The sequence below is a fragment of the Paracoccus sp. PAMC 22219 genome (assembly GCF_000787695.1).
Lineage (GTDB): Bacteria > Pseudomonadota > Alphaproteobacteria > Rhodobacterales > Rhodobacteraceae > Paracoccus.
This window is the reverse complement of sequence record NZ_BBPH01000031.1, coordinates 34,680-49,177: the sequence shown is the minus strand read 5'-3', so window position 1 is coordinate 49,177 and position 14,498 is coordinate 34,680. Positions and strand designations below refer to the sequence as shown.

15 protein-coding genes, 1 tRNA gene and 3 pseudogenes are annotated in these 14,498 nt (G+C 67.6%); 6 read left to right on the top strand and 13 right to left on the bottom strand.

The annotated features are described in order from the left end of the window. Positions 1-59: 59 nt before the first annotated feature. Together TY51_RS05315 and TY51_RS05310 are read left to right on the top strand one after the other, a co-directional pair. Positions 60-703: pseudogene (locus TY51_RS05315) on the top strand (NAD(P)H-hydrate dehydratase). A 47-nt stretch (positions 704-750) separates the two neighbouring features. Beyond that, positions 751-835: transfer RNA gene (locus TY51_RS05310), tRNA-Leu, on the top strand. A gap of 15 nt (positions 836-850) precedes the next feature. On the opposite strand, the gene TY51_RS05305 is transcribed toward TY51_RS05310, so the two are convergent. The 6 genes from TY51_RS05305 to TY51_RS05280 all read right to left on the bottom strand — a co-directional run bounded on the left by TY51_RS05305 (position 851) and on the right by TY51_RS05280 (position 5,966). Then, a complete protein-coding gene (locus tag TY51_RS05305; RefSeq protein ID WP_042246817.1) occupies positions 851-1,585 on the bottom strand; it encodes a hypothetical protein in 735 nt (244 codons plus the stop codon). Between the two features lie 3 nt (positions 1,586-1,588). Beyond that, positions 1,589-2,866 (bottom strand): hypothetical protein, encoded by a 1,278-nt coding sequence (locus TY51_RS05300; protein ID WP_042246813.1) that lies wholly within the window; start codon positions 2,864-2,866, stop codon positions 1,589-1,591. An 83-nt stretch (positions 2,867-2,949) separates the two neighbouring features. Then, positions 2,950-3,747 (bottom strand): Crp/Fnr family transcriptional regulator, encoded by a 798-nt coding sequence (locus TY51_RS20100; protein ID WP_052649820.1) that lies wholly within the window; start codon positions 3,745-3,747, stop codon positions 2,950-2,952. 306 nt (positions 3,748-4,053) lie between these two features. Next, positions 4,054-5,040 carry a GGDEF domain-containing protein gene (locus TY51_RS05290; protein WP_052649818.1) on the bottom strand — a complete coding sequence of 329 codons (987 nt, stop codon included), beginning with the start codon at positions 5,038-5,040 and terminating at the stop codon, positions 4,054-4,056. Further along, positions 5,037-5,606 (bottom strand): heme NO-binding domain-containing protein, encoded by a 570-nt coding sequence (locus TY51_RS05285; protein WP_052649816.1) that lies wholly within the window; start codon positions 5,604-5,606, stop codon positions 5,037-5,039. The genes TY51_RS05290 and TY51_RS05285 overlap by 4 nt, the downstream gene beginning before the upstream one ends. A 69-nt stretch (positions 5,607-5,675) precedes the next feature. After that, positions 5,676-5,966 (bottom strand): DUF3572 family protein, encoded by a 291-nt coding sequence (locus TY51_RS05280; RefSeq protein ID WP_197054649.1) that lies wholly within the window; start codon positions 5,964-5,966, stop codon positions 5,676-5,678. 106 nt (positions 5,967-6,072) lie between these two features. Here TY51_RS05280 and TY51_RS05275 point away from each other — a divergent pair, with 106 nt between their 5' ends. The 4 genes from TY51_RS05275 (at position 6,073) to TY51_RS05265 (ending at position 8,586) form a co-directional block, all read left to right on the top strand. Continuing rightward, a complete protein-coding gene (locus TY51_RS05275) occupies positions 6,073-7,290 on the top strand; it encodes a diguanylate cyclase (RefSeq protein WP_052649813.1) in 1,218 nt (405 codons plus the stop codon). 5 nt (positions 7,291-7,295) lie between these two features. Further along, positions 7,296-7,457, top strand: a complete 162-nt coding sequence (locus TY51_RS21690) for a GGDEF domain-containing protein (RefSeq protein WP_156117890.1) — start codon at positions 7,296-7,298, stop codon at positions 7,455-7,457. Positions 7,458-7,519: 62 nt separating this feature from the next. Continuing rightward, positions 7,520-7,918 carry a DUF983 domain-containing protein gene (locus TY51_RS05270; protein ID WP_042246807.1) on the top strand — a complete coding sequence of 133 codons (399 nt, stop codon included), beginning with the start codon at positions 7,520-7,522 and terminating at the stop codon, positions 7,916-7,918. Beyond that, positions 7,915-8,586 carry an NUDIX domain-containing protein gene (locus TY51_RS05265; RefSeq protein ID WP_042246834.1) on the top strand — a complete coding sequence of 224 codons (672 nt, stop codon included), beginning with the start codon at positions 7,915-7,917 and terminating at the stop codon, positions 8,584-8,586. Before TY51_RS05270 ends, TY51_RS05265 begins: the two co-directional genes overlap by 4 nt. Here the strand turns inward: TY51_RS05265 and TY51_RS05260 are convergent. The 7 genes and pseudogenes from TY51_RS05260 to TY51_RS05230 form a co-directional block, all read right to left on the bottom strand. Then, positions 8,583-9,352: pseudogene (locus TY51_RS05260) on the bottom strand (enoyl-CoA hydratase-related protein). The gene TY51_RS05265 and the pseudogene TY51_RS05260 overlap by 4 nt on opposite strands. A 62-nt stretch (positions 9,353-9,414) precedes the next feature. Continuing rightward, on the bottom strand, positions 9,415-9,873 hold the full coding sequence (locus TY51_RS05255; RefSeq protein ID WP_042246805.1) for a cytochrome c-type biogenesis protein: 459 nt from the start codon (positions 9,871-9,873) through the stop codon (positions 9,415-9,417). Next, positions 9,870-11,833, bottom strand: a pseudogene (locus tag TY51_RS05250) (heme lyase CcmF/NrfE family subunit). Before TY51_RS05250 ends, TY51_RS05255 begins: the two are co-directional and overlap by 4 nt. 102 nt (positions 11,834-11,935) lie before the next feature. After that, positions 11,936-12,463: a holin family protein gene (locus tag TY51_RS05245; protein ID WP_042246803.1), complete on the bottom strand. Its 528-nt coding sequence runs from the start codon at positions 12,461-12,463 to the stop codon at positions 11,936-11,938. Then, entirely contained in the window at positions 12,454-13,065 is a 612-nt protein-coding gene (locus tag TY51_RS05240) for a holin-associated N-acetylmuramidase (protein WP_042246801.1), read from the bottom strand. Before TY51_RS05240 ends, TY51_RS05245 begins: the two co-directional genes overlap by 10 nt. 94 nt (positions 13,066-13,159) lie before the next feature. Then, positions 13,160-13,609, bottom strand: coding sequence for a cytochrome c maturation protein CcmE (ccmE, locus tag TY51_RS05235; protein WP_042246831.1), 450 nt, complete (start codon positions 13,607-13,609; stop codon positions 13,160-13,162). A gap of 19 nt (positions 13,610-13,628) precedes the next feature. Then, positions 13,629-14,441, bottom strand: coding sequence for a glutamate racemase (locus TY51_RS05230; RefSeq protein ID WP_042246797.1), 813 nt, complete (start codon positions 14,439-14,441; stop codon positions 13,629-13,631). Positions 14,442-14,498 lie beyond the last annotated feature (57 nt).

Here is a 14,498-nt window from a genome sequence, read left to right as displayed (position 1 = left end):
CGCGGGCGGCGTTGCGGGTCGGCGCGGGGCTGGTGACGCTGGCGCCCCCGGCCGCCGCGATGGCCGAACATGCGGTTCCCCCCGATGCGCTGATGCGGCGCGCGGTCGATGATGCCAATGCGCTGGCGCAGATATTGTCCGACCGCCGCGGCATGGCGCTGTGCCTTGGGCCGGGCTGTGGCGTCACGCGGGCGGCGGCGCTGCTGCCAGCGGCGCGGGCTGCGGGACGCCCGATGGTGCTGGATGCAGATGCGCTGACCGCATTGGCCGGGGACCCCGGACCCCTGCCCCCCGACTGCGTCCTGACCCCGCATGGCGGAGAGTTCGCCCGCCTGTTTCCCGACCTTGCCGCACAGCTGTCCACCGACACGCCCGCCCGCCCCAAGCCCACGATCCTGCGCGAAGCCGCCCTGCGCATCGGTGCGGTCGTCGTGCTGAAGGTCCCGACACGGTCATCGCCGATCCGCAGGGGCGCGTCGCGATCCATTCGGACCTGCATATTCCCTGGCTTGCAACAGCGGGATCGGGGGACGTTCTGGCGGGCAGCATCACCGGGTTGCTGGCCCGCGGCCTGCCTGCGTTCGATGCGGCCTGCCTGGGGGTGCGCCTGCACGGGGCGGTCGCGCGGCAGCACGGGCCGGGGCTGATCGCGGACGACCTGATCGACGGGCTTGTCCCGGTCATCGCAGGGTGGCGCGGGTGATTTTTCCCCTCGCACTGCGCGCGACCATTTGCTAGATCGCGGGCAGCGCGGGTATGGCGAAATTGGCAGACGCACCAGATTTAGGTTCTGGCGCCGCAAGGCGTGGGGGTTCAAGTCCCTCTACCCGCACCACCACTGATCGATCTTCTAGCCTTCGACAGGCGTGGTCAGGCCCAGTTCCGCCATCAGATCCGGCTCCAGCACGTTGATCTCGGCCGGCGGGGTGCGCAGGGCATAGGTCATCAGCCGCAGATCGACCCCCATCTGCACCAGATAGTCCATCACCCCCGCCTGCGCGCGCTGCATGTCGCTGACCGCCATGAAGGCCGGCAGGATCGTGTTCTGGCCAAAATAGTGCTGGTGGACGCCGACCACGCCTCCGGCGGCGACCTGCCGTGCCGTACCGCCCGCAAGGATATAGGGGCAGGCCGACAGGCAGACCGCGCCATCCGGAACGGTGGTGCCATACCCTGCGGCCCGGATCGTCCGGCCGATGGCCAAGGCGTCCGACACCGACCCGCCCGAACTGTCCAGCGTGACCTGCGTCGCCGTGGGACGCGTCCGGTCCAGCCACGCGGCAAAGCGGTCGGCGTCGCCCGGTGCGATCTGGCCCGTGACGGTGATGGCATCGTCGGCCTGATCGAACTCCAGGGCCTCGGGCATGGCGCGCATGGCGGGGCCACCCGGTTGCGACGGGTCCGACGGCCGCAGGTCGGGGCGATAGGGGCGCACGCTTGGCCCCTGTGCGGGTGGGGCGTAAAGCCCCGGCGCCGCCGTTCCCGGCGCGCGCATCAGGTCCAACCCGACGATGGCCCCCGCCATCAGAACCTGGGACACCAGCACCGCCCGCACCACCTTGTGCGGGGACGAGAACATCCCCATCGCCTAGACCTCGCGCCGCGCGGGATCGGGCGCAGGTGGCGGGGTCGCGTCGATCTGGCGCAGCAGATCGGACGCGGCCAAGGCGGCGCGCAGCTCTCCGACGGTCATGCGCTCGTCGCTGTGACCCTCTCCGCGGCCGGACCGGATCGCGGCCTGCACGACCATGATGATGAAGACCAGCACCGCAGGCAGCAGGTCGATGGCGATGGCGCCCGCCCATGCCGGGACAAAATTGCCGGCATAGGCGATGACCGCATCCGCCGCCGACATGGGCGTGTACAGCGCATCGTCGACCTGTGGCAGCGCCATCACCTCGGTCGCGGCCTGGCCCAAGGTGGTGGCGCGCTGTTCGACCAGCGACAGGACCGAGGTGATGGTGCTTGACTGGCCCGCGCGCGTGGCCTCGGTGGTGCCGTCCAGTTCGGGCAGCACGACCGCATCGGCAAGGTCCTGCGCGGCGCGCCCGACCAGCGGCGCGGGGTTCAGTTGGCGCAGCTGTGTGATCAAACCGGCCAGCTGGACCGCGTCTTCGGAAAAGCGGACAGTCCTGTCCTCCAGCGGTCCCGGCTCGACCGAGGTGCCGCGCATGCGCGACAGAATGGTGTTGCCTTGGGCAAAGGTCTCTTCGATGGGAGCCTCTGCGGCCAGCAGCTGATCCTCCAGCGCCTGCAGTTCGGCGCCCTTCTGCGTCAGGACGCGAAAGACCGCGCCGCGGCCCGAAAAGCCCGACAGGGTGCCCCCGGCCTCCTGCTCCGACAGGTCGCAAGCTTGCCGCACGCGCGCCACGTCGCGCGACAGCGCCTGCCCCGCCACCGCATTGGCATGCGCGCGTTCCAGCGAGGTCTGATAGGTCTGCACGGTCGCGGCCATGTGGGTTTCCACCGCCGCCGTCCCTGCCAGCGCCGCCGCGTTCAGCCAGGACGACATCGCGACGATCGCCACCGAACCAAGCGCCATCGTCAGCAGCAGGCCCACCCGCGACGCCGCCGACCGGACCGCCGGCAACAGCCGCAGCATGTAGGACCAGAAGACGAAGATGCCCACCGACACGGCGATGGAATAGGCCAGCGCCGCAAAGGTCGTCCACAAGCCCGGATCATCCAGCAGCGTCCGCACGCCCAGATAGGTATAGATGCCCGATGCCGCCGACAGCACCCCAAGCGCGGTCGAGGTGAAGCTGTCCAGCCAGTCCAGGTGCCGCTCCAGCTCTCGGGCATAGCGGTCGCCGGCGCGATCGAGGCTGCGGTCTTGGACGGGGGCTGGGTTGGGGTCGTGGGCCATGCGGTCTCCGGGTGGCGCTGAGGGACTGGCCCCAGATAACCGCAGAACGTCCGTATTCTCAGCCCCTTGCGGCCGCGCGGCGGTCACGCTTTCGGCATGACCGCAATCGGCAGGGCGGGTTCCGGGCTGCGGGCGAACCCTTCATCGGGCAGCACGTGGTCGCCGCCGGGGCGCGCGGTCTTCAGCCGGGCGCGGTCCAGGATGCGGATCTCTCCGCGGCCCATCTCGACGATGCCTTCGGCGCGCAGTTGCGACAGGGTCTTGTTGACGGTCTGGCGCGAACATCCGGCGATGGCCGCCAGATCGGTCTGGCTCAGCTGGATCTGCGGGGTTTCGACGCTGGTCATGGTCAGCAGGTTGATGCGGATGCGATCTTCGGCCGCATAGAACATGGCGACGGAATGCTGGCGGTTGTCCCGCGTCAGCCGATCGTGAAAGATCTTGGCGAAATTGCGCATCAGCAGGTCGGCGGGAACGTGACGCAGGATCATCGCGGCATCCAGCAGCATTACCGTCGTATCTGGCAACGTGGTGCAGCTGGCGGCACAGGTCCGGCCGGAAAACTGCTCGACCTCTCCCAGCACTTCGCCGGGGGCGGCAAGATGCGCCATGACGCGGTTGCCGTTGATGTCCAGGTAATTGACCTCGATCCGCCCCTTGATGATCAGGTATATCCAGTCGGCGGGCTCTCCCTGGCGAAGGATGTCCTTGGGTCGGCGAATATGAACGAGGTTCGCTTCGGCCAGCAGCGCGGCCAGGCGCGACGTGTCCAGATCGGCAATCAGGGCGGGTTTCAGGCGGATCAGGATCGACAGAAGATCGGGGACCGGGACAGACGTCCTGCCCTTTGCCGAAGCCGTCCGTGGGGTAAAAGCCTGCATGTCCCCTGCCCGAATGCCGATGCAGGGCCAAGTATATCGACCTCGTCGCGCAGGAACAGACATTTCGTCAGGGTGGCGATGGCGCATGCGCCCATCGGTAGCGGATCAAGTGTGCTATCACTGATCACAATCCACGAGGTACCACACCCTCGATCCGCAGCTTGGTCATATTCGACCGCTCAAATCGACACTGTCGGCGGGGCGACACAAACCACGTTAGCGCAAAAATAATTGCGCGATTGCGCGCGTGACGATCGCAGGCCGGTTTTGATGTCCCTGAGTGTCAGCGGTTGTGGTTCCATACCGCTAGAGGATGGTCGCGCGCCCGCGCCCCGCCCCCTTGGAGACGTAAAGCGCCTTGTCCGCCATCGCCAGCACCTGTTCCGGCTGGTCCGGTCCACCGGGATGCCAGACGAGGATGCCCAGGCTTGCCGAAACCTGCAGGTCGGTCAGTTCTGGCGGCGACAGGGCGCGTATCGCCGCGATGATGCGGTCCGCAAGCTGTTGCAGGGCCGCGCGCGAGGTCATTCCCCGTAGGATCAGCACGAATTCGTCGCCGCCGATCCGCGCGGCCGTGTCGGCCTTGCGGATATGGCCGCGTAGAACAGCGCCAACCGCGCGCAGCAGGTCGTCGCCCGCTTGGTGGCCCAACTGGTCGTTAACCTGCTTGAAATGGTCCAGGTCCAGATGCGCGATCGCAAAGGGGTGGGCGACCTCGTCCGCGAAATCGGTCGTGCGCAGGGACAGCGACAGCGCGATTTCCAGTCCGCGGCGGTTCTGCAGCCCGGTCAGCGGATCGGTTTGCGCCTGCAGCAGGGCCAGCTCCCGTGACTGCGCCAGCTGTGTGTTGAAGCGGGACAGCTCTGTCAGAACACCGCGATTGGCCTCATGGAGGAACAGCAGCTCCATCGCCAGTTCGGACGGCGCGAAATCATCGTCGGTCAGCGACGCGGCCCTTATCGCGCGATGAAGGCCGATCCCGAAGCCGAGGTTGACCAGCAGCGTTCCGTCATCGACCTGCACGCCGTGACCGCGCAGGACCAGGTCGCGGGACTGGACCACGCGCAGGAACAGGCGGCGGCGGTGCTCGACCGCGGTACGGATCGCCTGCAGCGGGCATGGCCCCTGCCCCGCGCGTCCGCTGACCAGCCGGTCGGTCAGGCCGTCGGACAGGTCCGGGATCAGCTTGGCCAGGGTGGGGCCGACGGACAGCACCTGCCCGGTCGCGGACAGCCACAGATGCATGGGCAGCAATTGGCCAAGCGCCTGCGCCGAAAGGGACAATCCGGTCACGACGACACCGCGCCGGTCATTTGTGCGCCCTGCAAGCTGAAGATCCGTCCTTCGAAGAATTGTTCGTCCCAGATGTCGATGCGGATCGACAATCCCTCGACCGAGATCAGGCACAAAGCGCCGTAATCGTCGGCCATGCCGCGGATCAACCCGACCAGCAGATGCTGCCACACCTGGTCGGGTTCCAGCATGACCAGCCAGACCGACTGATCCTCGGCCTCGACCTGCAGGCGCGGGACCTCCAGCTCGGGCAGGACCAGATGCGCGCGACCCGGCAACTCCTCCAGGCGCAGCAGGAAATCCTTGAAATCGCGGCCCGAGAACCTCAAAAGCCGCCGCACCGGTTCGATGCGCGTCATCCAACCGCCCAGATCCTCGAACATTTCGGGCAGGGGCTTGGTCAGGCGGAACGCGGCGCGTTCCAGCGCCGCCGTCCCGAAACCCGCGCCAAGCGGCGCCAGCCGCCCCACGGCCACCGCCTCCTCGTCGGCGACCGACTGGACCAGGTCTTCTCCATACGTGGCGCGGAGGAATTCTTCGATCGCGCGATTGATCAGACTTTTCATGCCCACCTCGATTCGAACCGAGACTAGCGGCAGGGCGTAAACAAATCGGAAAGCGCCACCGGAAAAGCGCTAGTCGGCGTCCCAGCCATAGCTGCCCGGCCCCGACAGTGCCGTGCGGGCCGTCATGATGTCGCCCGGACGGACGCCCAGACTGTCGGCAAAGCTGCACAGGCGGTCGTCATTCTCGACCAGAAAATCCAGCAGGAACAGCGCGACGTCCGGCCGGCTGGCAAAGTTGCGCACATCCGCGGGCTGCAGACCGGCGGCATCCATGAACTGGGCCAGATCCTGCGGCCGATCCGCCAGCAGGATCAACGTCTGTGTCGCCAGATCGGCAGCCTGTTCGGCCGAATAAGCCATGTCATCCATCCGTATCGCAATTTCGTGAGGTCGCCTGCAAAGGAAACTCTTTGTTAAGCATTTTAGACGAGATTGAAATGAAGATGTCGGATTTCTGGATAGATCGATGACGGCACGTATCATGGTTGCAGATGGCATAGCGACGGCGCGGATCACGTTGAAGGTCCGGCTTGCCGCCGTGCGCTATGACGTGGCCGCGGTCGCATCGGCCGCGCAGCTGATGCAGGAACTGGACGTGGCCCTGCCCGACCTGATCATCCTGGGCAGTTTCCCCGATGGTGCGGCCATCGACATCTGCGGACGGCTGTCCCGCGATCCGCGGTTGGCCGACATTCCGGTGCTGATGCTGGTCCGGTCCGACCAGCGGCTGGCCGCGCTGCAGGCCGGCGCCACCGCCACGCTGGAACCCGATGTCGACGACCAGATGCTGATGGCCCGCATCCGCAACATCCTGCGCCAATCCGATGCGCCGCAGGACAGCCGGATGGGCATGGCAGAGGCACCAGTGGGGTTCGCCCATGCCGACCGCCCGCTGATCGTGCTGATTGCCGACAGCACGACCCGCGCCCGGCGCTGGCGCCAGATGCTGTCCGAACGGATGGCCTGCCGGTTCGAGATCCGCGATTCCGACGAGGCGCTTGGCGCGGCGTCGGCGGGGCGGACGGCGGATCTGTACCTGATTTCTGCCGATATCCGCGAACGTGGCGACGGGCTGCGCCTGCTGTCCGAACTGCGGTCCCGGCAGGGGTCGCGGGATGCGGGCTTCGTGATCGCCATCGGCCCGGACCGGGCGGAACTGTCAGCCATCGCGCTGGACCTGGGCGCGGGCGACGTCATGCCGGACGCGCTGTGCAGCGCCGCGACGGCAGAGGCGGCGGCGATGTCGCTGCAGATGCTTCTGTCGCGCAAATCCAAAAGCGACCAGCGCCGGGCCGAGGTTCAGCGCCACATGCTGTGGGCAATGACCGATCCGCTGACCGGGCTGTATAACCGCCGCTATGCCCTGCCCAAGCTGGCCGATATCGCACGGGACGCGATGCTGGCGCATCAGGGGTTCGCCGTCTTTGCCATCGATCTGGACCATTTCAAGGCGGTCAACGACTGCCACGGCCACACCGCGGGCGACGCGGTCCTGGCCGAGGTCGCGCAGCGCCTGCGCGATACCATCGGCGCCGAGGGCATGACCGCCCGCATGGGCGGAGAGGAGTTCCTGGCCGTGCAGGGCAACTGTCCCCCCGTCCGCGCGGCCCGCATCGCCGAGGCGCTGCGCCTGGCCGTCCAGGCGCGGCCGGTCCGCCTGCCGGGCCTGTCGGGGGTGGGATGATCCGGGTGACGGCCTCGGTCGGGGTGGCGATGGTCGCGCCGGCCGACGACATCTGGCCCGATCAACTGGCGCGCGTCGCGCTGGAACGCGCGGACCGGGCGCTGCTGGCGGCCAAAGCGGCCGGGCGCAATCAGGTCGTCTGTTCGCGTGCGGAACGTGCGGCATAGGGGGACTTTCAATGTGCCGCGGTGGCGCCTAGATTTGGTTCAGCGCCGCAAAGGACCTCGTCATGACAGATGCCGCCAAGATCACCCCTTCGCTGACCCAGGAACGCCCGACGGGCCAGGCGATGCTGCGCGGCGCGCGGGGCCGCTGCCCGGCCTGCGGAGAGGGACGGTTGTTCACCAGCTATCTCAAGGTGGCGGATGCGTGTCCGGCCTGCCACGAGGATCTGCACCACCAGCGGGCCGATGACGGCCCAGCCTATCTGACCATCCTGATCGTGTCGCATCTGGGCGCGCCGCTGCTGCTGGCGTCTTTCATCGCGTGGCGGCCCAGTGCCATGACGATGATCCTGTCCTTTGGGATCGGGGCCATCGTGCTGTCGCTGGCGATGCTGCCGGTGATCAAGGGCGCGATGGTCGGTCTGCAATGGGCGCGGCGCATGCACGGGTTCGGCAGGGCATGACCGTCGCCATCCGCGACGCCGCGACGGTGCTGGTCGTGCGCCGCGATGCGGCCGGGGCGTCAGTCCTGATGGGCATGCGTGGCGCCGGTGCGGCATTCATGCCGTCTAAGTTCGTCTTTCCCGGCGGCGCCGTCGATCCCGAGGATGTGCAGGTGGCCCTTGCCCGACCGCTTGGGCCCGCATGCCGCGCCCGCTTGGTGCAGGAGGACGGCCTGTCCCCCGATGCCATCGCCGCCGCCGCCCTGCGTGAACTGGCCGAGGAAACGGGCCTGTTGATCGGGCGTCCGGACGGGCCGCCTTGCGACTGGCCGAGCCATGCCAAGGCGGGTCTGACCCCCGACGCGGCCCCGCTGATCTATCTGTTCCGCGCGATCACGCCGCCGGGGCGACCGCGCCGGTTCGACGCGCATTTCTTTGTCGCGGATGCCGCCGACATCGCGGGCGATCCGGACGACTTTGGTGCTGCCTGCGACGAGTTGTCCCATCTGCACTGGGTGCCGCTGGATCAGGCGGGTGCGCTGGACCTGCCCTTCATCACCGAAGTGGTGCTGGCCGAACTAATCGCGCTGATCCGGGACCTGCCGCACGACCGACCGCTGGCTGCGCCCGACACGGTCCCGTTCTTTGACAATCGCGGCCCCGCGCCGGTCTTTCGCCAGATCGCCTAGCGTCCGGTAAAGACCGCAGGCCGCTTTTCCAGAAACGCCGCCACCCCTTCGGCGAAATCGGCGCTGCGTCCGGCCTGGCCCTGCAGCTGCGCCTCCAGCGCCAGCTGTTCCTGCATGTCGTTCCCGAAGGATGCCGCCAGCGATTGCCTGATGGCACGGAACGCGCCGGTCGGCCCTTGGCCAGCGCCTGTGCGCGGGCGGCGACGCCTGCGGCGAATTCGGCGTCGGGCAACGCCTGCCAGATCATCCCCCAATCCGCCGCCTGACGGGCGGACACGGGTTCGGCGAACAGCATCATGCCCATCGCGCGTGCCGTTCCCACCGCCCGCGGGATGATCCAGGTGCCGCCCGCATCCGGAATCAGCCCGATCCGCGTGAACGCCTGGATGAAGCTGGCGCTTTCCGTGGCGATCACCACATCCGCGGCCAGCGCGAGGTTCGCACCCGCCCCGGCGGCAACCCCGTTCACGGCGGCGATCACGGGCACCGGACAGGTGGTGATGGCCGCCAGCATCGGTTCGTATTCGTCGCGCAGGGTGCGTTCCAGATCGGCCGCCGCGCCCGCATCGGTCAGGTCCTGACCGGAACAGAACCCCCGGCCCGCCCCCGTCAGCACCACGGCGCGCACGTCCGGCGTCAGCGTCGTCAGTGCCTGCGTGATCTCTGCCCGCATGCGGGCGTTCAGGGCGTTCATCACCGCGGGGCGGTTCAAGGTCAGCGTGGCGACGCCGTCGGCTGTCGCGAACTGGATGGTCTCGAAGCTCATGTCATCCTCCCGTTTGGGGGGATCATGCAGGAAATCATGGGCGGTGAAAGCGCGACCCCGCGTCAGGGATCGCGCATGATCTCGGCCAGGCGCCGACGTTCGTCAGGGTCCAAGGCCTCGACCTCGGGCGTGGGGCGGTTGCGGGCGCGCAGAAAGCCCGCGGCCGTCAGCGCCGCCACCAGTGCCATCAGCGGCGCAGCCAGCCACAGGATCACGTTCGCCCCCGTCGCCCGGGGATCGAACAGCACGAATTCCCCGAACCGGTCAGCGACGGCGTCGATCACCTGATCGTTGCTGTCCCCCTCCAACAGCCGCTCGCGCACGTAAAGGCGCAGGTCGCGGCTGATCGGCGCGTTCGATTCGTCGATGTTCTCTCCCTGGCAGACGGGGCAGCGCAGCTGTTGCGAAATTTCCCGCGCGCGGGATTCCATGGCGGCATCAGGCAAGACTTCATCGGGCTGGACGGCCAAGGCCGGGCACGCGCCCAGCATCAGCGCCAGGGCGGCGGCACGCACCCTCATTCCGCAGGCACCGCGCCAGGACGGGTCGCGCGCGCCGCACCTGCCGCCACGCGATAGCGCCGGTCGGTCAGGCTGATCAGCCCGCCAAGCGCCATCATGATGCAGCCGGCCCAGATCCAGTTGGCAAAAGGCTTGATGTAGGTCCGCACGGCCCATCCGCCGCCGGGCTGTTCGTCGCCCAGAACGACATACAGATCGCGCCAGAAACCGTAATCGATCGCGGCTTCGGTCGTGGGCATGCCCTGAACGGGATAGACGCGCTTTTCGGGCGACAGGGTCGCGACGGGGGTGCCATCGCGGCTGGCCTCGATCACGGCCTGCTGAGCCAGATAGTTGGGGCCATCGGCGCGCCGCACCTCGCGCAAGACAAGGTCATAGTTGCCCACCGCGAACGGTTCGTCGACCTGCGCCACGCGCACATCCTCGACCTGCCAAGCCAGGATCAGGGACACGGCAACGAACGTGACGCCCAGCCCTGAATGCGCGACGGCCTTGCCCCAATCGGCGCGCGGCAGACGCAGCAGGCGGGCTGCGCCCGAATTGCCGGTCCGCAGCCACAGGTCGGCCAGCGCGCCGAAGATCAGCCAGGACCCCAGCCCCGCCCCGATCACGGCCAGTGCCGAATGACCGGTCGATACCGCAAAGACCAGCATCATGATCGCCGCCGACAGGATCAGCGGCCCGCGCAACGGGCGCAGGCTGCGCGCCATCGTCGCACGTTTCCACGGCATCAGCGACCCGATGGGCAGCGCGATCGCCAGCACGATCATGAAGGGCGTGAAGGCCTGGTTGAAGAAGGGCGGGCCGACGGACAGCACCCGTCCCCAGACCATCTCGGCCACCAGGGGCCAGATCGTTCCGATGAACACCACGAAGGCCGACACCGCCAGCAGCACGTTGTTCAGGACCAGCGCACCTTCGCGCGACAGTGGCGCAAAGACGCCCTTGGCGGTCATTTCCGACGCGCGGACCGCGAACAGGGTCAGCGCACCCCCTATGAAGACCGCCAGGATCGCCAGGATGAACACCCCGCGTTCAGGATCATTGGCAAAGCTGTGGACCGAGGTGATGACCCCCGACCGGACGATGAACGTCCCGATCAGAGAGAAACCGAACGCCATGATCGCCAGCAGGATGGTCCAGCTTTTCAGCGCCTCGCGCTTTTCGACGACGATCGCGGAGTGCAGCAGCGCTGCGGCCAGCAGCCAGGGCATGAAGCTTGCATTCTCGACCGGGTCCCAGAACCAGAAGCCGCCCCAGCCCAGTTCGTAATACGCCCACCAGGACCCAAGCGCGATGCCGATTGTCAGAAACACCCACGCCGCCAGTGTCCAGGGACGGACCCACCGCGCCCAGGCCGCGTCGACACGACCCTCGATCAGGGCGGCGACGGCAAAGCTGAACGCCATCGAAAGGCCGACATAGCCCAGATAGAGGAACGGCGGGTGAAACGCCAAGCCGGGGTCCTGCAGCAGCGGGTTCAGGTCGCGCCCGTCGAACGGCGGGTTGCCCATCCGCCAGAACGGGTTCGAGGTGAAGATAATGAAGGCATAGAACGCCACGCTGACCGAGGCCTGGACCCCCAGCACCCGCGCCCGCAGGCTGGGCGGCAGGTTGCCCCCGAACAGCGCCGCCGCCGCGCCGAACAGCGCCAGGATCAGCACCCACAGCAGCATCGAGCCCTCGTGGTTGCCCCAGACGCCGCTGATCTTGTAAAGCATCGGCTTCAGCGTGTGCGAATTCTCATAGACCAGCAGGACCGAGAAGTCGGACGTGACGAAGGCGATCGTCAGCGCGCCAAAGCTGATCACCATCAGCAACAGCTGCGCCAGCGCCGCGGGCCGGGCGCTGTCCATCCAGCCGTGCCAGCCTTTGGCGGCACCGACCATCGGCACGGTCATCTGATAGATCGCGACCATGAAGGCCAGGATCAGGCGAAATGGCCAAGTTCAGCGATCATCTTCGGGCATCCTTTGTTGCCCGTCAGCATAGGGATGCGACGAAGGGGGGAAAAGCCCCCCCTTCGTCCCGGTCGGTCAGTTTTGCGTGCGGGGCTTGCGGCCTATTCGCGCAGCGTGGCCAGCCAGTCGCGCAGGGCCGCGTTGTCGGCGAAATCCTCTGCGGGGATCGCGACCGGCGTCGTGACGGTGCCGGGGACGATTGTCGTTTCCTCGGTCACGGGGGCGGGCCAGACGCGATGGCGGAAATGATGCGCCTCGCGCGCGCCGAAATAGAACCCCACGATGGCGCCCAGCAGCCACCACAGGGGCTCGGGAACGCGCTGCAGCCCCTCCATGCGGACGCCAAAGCCGATCGGCTCGACCATCGCATAGATGAACAGCGCCATCGTCCCCAAGGCCAGCAGCGGTCGTGGCAGGCGGTTCAGCCCGTTCACGAACCCATCGAACCATCCCTGCCGCGGCACCGCGAATTCCTGGCCATGCTGGGCGATGGCGCGGGAGTAGGCCTCCTCGTCCAGTTCCATCCGGCGCGTGGCGTTCTGTGTAAAGACCTCGGCCATGCCGGTCGCGGCGCTGCCCAGGGCGGTGACGGTCGGGGCGATCCCGATAAAGCGGTCGATCAGGCCCATGCGGACGTCCTCTGACGATGTTCGGCCTCGCTGAGGCGATAGCGGGGGGCCATGAATTCCTCGGCGCGGGTGATCCAGCCGCCCTTGCCGCCTGCCTTGCTGCGCGCATACTTGCGGCTGGCCGGGCGCTGATCAGCCAGCGCATAGTAATAGTTGCGCCGCGCGATCCCATAGGCATCGACCAAATGATCCGGCGCAGCCTCGGCGGCCTCCGTCACGGCCGATATGGTCATCGGCCCGATCACCCCGTCATCGGCGGTGCGGAACCCCATCCGGCTGACCAGCCGCTGCAGGATCTTGACCGCGTTGCCGCCCGCGTTGACGTACATGTCGAACACGCTGGCCTGCAGCGGTTCCGGCAGTTCGGCCAAGCGCGGCTTGCGGAAATAATGTTCGACAAAGACCTGCTCGGCCTGTGCCCGTGTCAACGCGCGCACATCCGTGGCATCGATGCGACCGTCGCGGTTCAGGTCCATCCCCAGGGACTGCATCGTGCCGATGGTGACGCCGAAATTGGTGGCCCCGCCGGGATCGTCGGGGTCGTTCACGTATCCGCCTTCGCGGGCCACGATCTGTCGGGCAATCTGTTCGACGCTTGGCATGACACCCCCATGTCTGGCGCGACCCGGATCGGGGCCGCATCGGGGGATGCTGGGGCGGTGCGGTTAACCTGTCGTTAACCTCGCGCGCGTTGCGTCAGGTGCCGGGTTCCTGATAGACGCCGGTCGCCTTCAGCGTGTCTACGACCTCGCGCGGCATATAGGTCTCGTCATGCTTGGCCAGCAGGTCGCGCGCCTCGAAGCGGCCATCGCGGTAATGGCCCTTGGCGATGGTGCCCTGCCCTTCGCTGAACAGGTCCGGGCGGGGGTCGTTGCCGACATAGGCGACGGGGATCTCGACCGCGCCGTCGGTGATCACGAAATCGAACGCCATGCCGGTGCCGTTGACGATGGACCCATCCTTGACCAAACCGCCCAGCTGAAAGAACTCCTCCGGATCCGGCGCGGTCTCGGCCACCTGGCTGGGAGAGCGATAGAGGTTGATGCCGTCGCTGAACCCGTATCCGATCAGCCCCACCGCCACGACCAGCGCCAGGCTGGCCGCCGCCAGAACCTGCACGCGGCGCTGTTTCTTCAGGGATTTCATGCCGGCCATGGGGTCCTCCTCAGGCGGGATCGAAGCTGATGGCGCGGCGCAGGAACTGCGTGGCCTTGCCGCCCACCCGCGCCGGATCGCCGGTCGTCAGGTACATCGATTGCGTGCCCGACCCGACGAATTCGGGCCTGCGTGTCAGATAGTCGGCCAGGCTTTCCGCGACCAGCCCCGCCTGGCTGAAAACCTTGACCTGCGGGCCAAGGGCGCGTTGGAACGCGTCCTGCATCAGCGGGTAATGCGTGCAGCCCAGCACGGCGGCCTCGGGGAACGGCATGCGCCGTTTCAGGGCCTCGACATGGCTGGTGACCAGCGCCTCGGCCAGCTGCTCGTCGCCCATCTCGATCGCGTCGACCACGCCGGCACAGGGTTGGGCCTCGACATCGACGCCGACCGCGCGAAACGCCAGTTCGCGCTGGAACGCGCGGCTGGCCACGGTGGCCGGGGTCGCGAACAGTGCGACGTTGTTGACGGCGACCCGGCGCGGCGGCGAATTGTCGCCCCAGGCCCGTTCGGTCAGCGCCTCGATCATCGGGACGAACACGCCAAGGACGCGCTTGTCCGCGGGCAGCCAGGTTTCCTGCATCCGCTTCAGCGCCGCCGCACTGGCGGTGTTGCAGGCCAGAATGACCAGATCACAGCCCTCGGCCCACAGGCGTTCGACGCCCTGGCACGTCAGATCAAAGATGTCGTCAGCGGTGCGCACGCCGTAAGGGGCATGGGCGTTGTCGCCCAGATAGACCAGCGGCAGGTCGGGCAGGCGCGCGGCAATGGCCTGATGGACCGTCAGCCCACCCAGACCCGAATCGAACACCCCTATCGCCATCCCTGGACCTCCCGCGTCGCGTGTCGCCCTTCATAGGGCGACACGCCGCTTTTGGAA

Bases quoted from the DNA above. Each gene is read 5' to 3' on its own strand.
- TY51_RS05305 (WP_042246817.1), bottom strand. From the start codon at position 1,585: ATGGGGATGTTCTCGTCCCCGCACAAGGTGGTGCGGGCGGTGCTGGTG.
- TY51_RS05300 (WP_042246813.1), bottom strand. From the start codon at position 2,866: ATGGCCCACGACCCCAACCCAGCCCCCGTCCAAGACCGCAGCCTCGAT.
- TY51_RS20100 (WP_052649820.1), bottom strand. From the start codon at position 3,747: ATGCAGGCTTTTACCCCACGGACGGCTTCGGCAAAGGGCAGGACGTCT.
- TY51_RS05285 (WP_052649816.1), bottom strand. From the start codon at position 5,606: ATGAAAAGTCTGATCAATCGCGCGATCGAAGAATTCCTCCGCGCCACG.
- TY51_RS05280 (WP_197054649.1), bottom strand. From the start codon at position 5,966: ATGGCTTATTCGGCCGAACAGGCTGCCGATCTGGCGACACAGACGTTG.
- TY51_RS05275 (WP_052649813.1), top strand. From the start codon at position 6,073: ATGACGGCACGTATCATGGTTGCAGATGGCATAGCGACGGCGCGGATC.
- TY51_RS05270 (WP_042246807.1), top strand. From the start codon at position 7,520: ATGACAGATGCCGCCAAGATCACCCCTTCGCTGACCCAGGAACGCCCG.
- TY51_RS05265 (WP_042246834.1), top strand. From the start codon at position 7,915: ATGACCGTCGCCATCCGCGACGCCGCGACGGTGCTGGTCGTGCGCCGC.
- TY51_RS05255 (WP_042246805.1), bottom strand. From the start codon at position 9,873: ATGAGGGTGCGTGCCGCCGCCCTGGCGCTGATGCTGGGCGCGTGCCCG.
- TY51_RS05245 (WP_042246803.1), bottom strand. From the start codon at position 12,463: ATGGGCCTGATCGACCGCTTTATCGGGATCGCCCCGACCGTCACCGCC.
- TY51_RS05240 (WP_042246801.1), bottom strand. From the start codon at position 13,065: ATGCCAAGCGTCGAACAGATTGCCCGACAGATCGTGGCCCGCGAAGGC.
- ccmE (WP_042246831.1), bottom strand. From the start codon at position 13,609: ATGAAATCCCTGAAGAAACAGCGCCGCGTGCAGGTTCTGGCGGCGGCC.
- TY51_RS05230 (WP_042246797.1), bottom strand. From the start codon at position 14,441: ATGGCGATAGGGGTGTTCGATTCGGGTCTGGGTGGGCTGACGGTCCAT.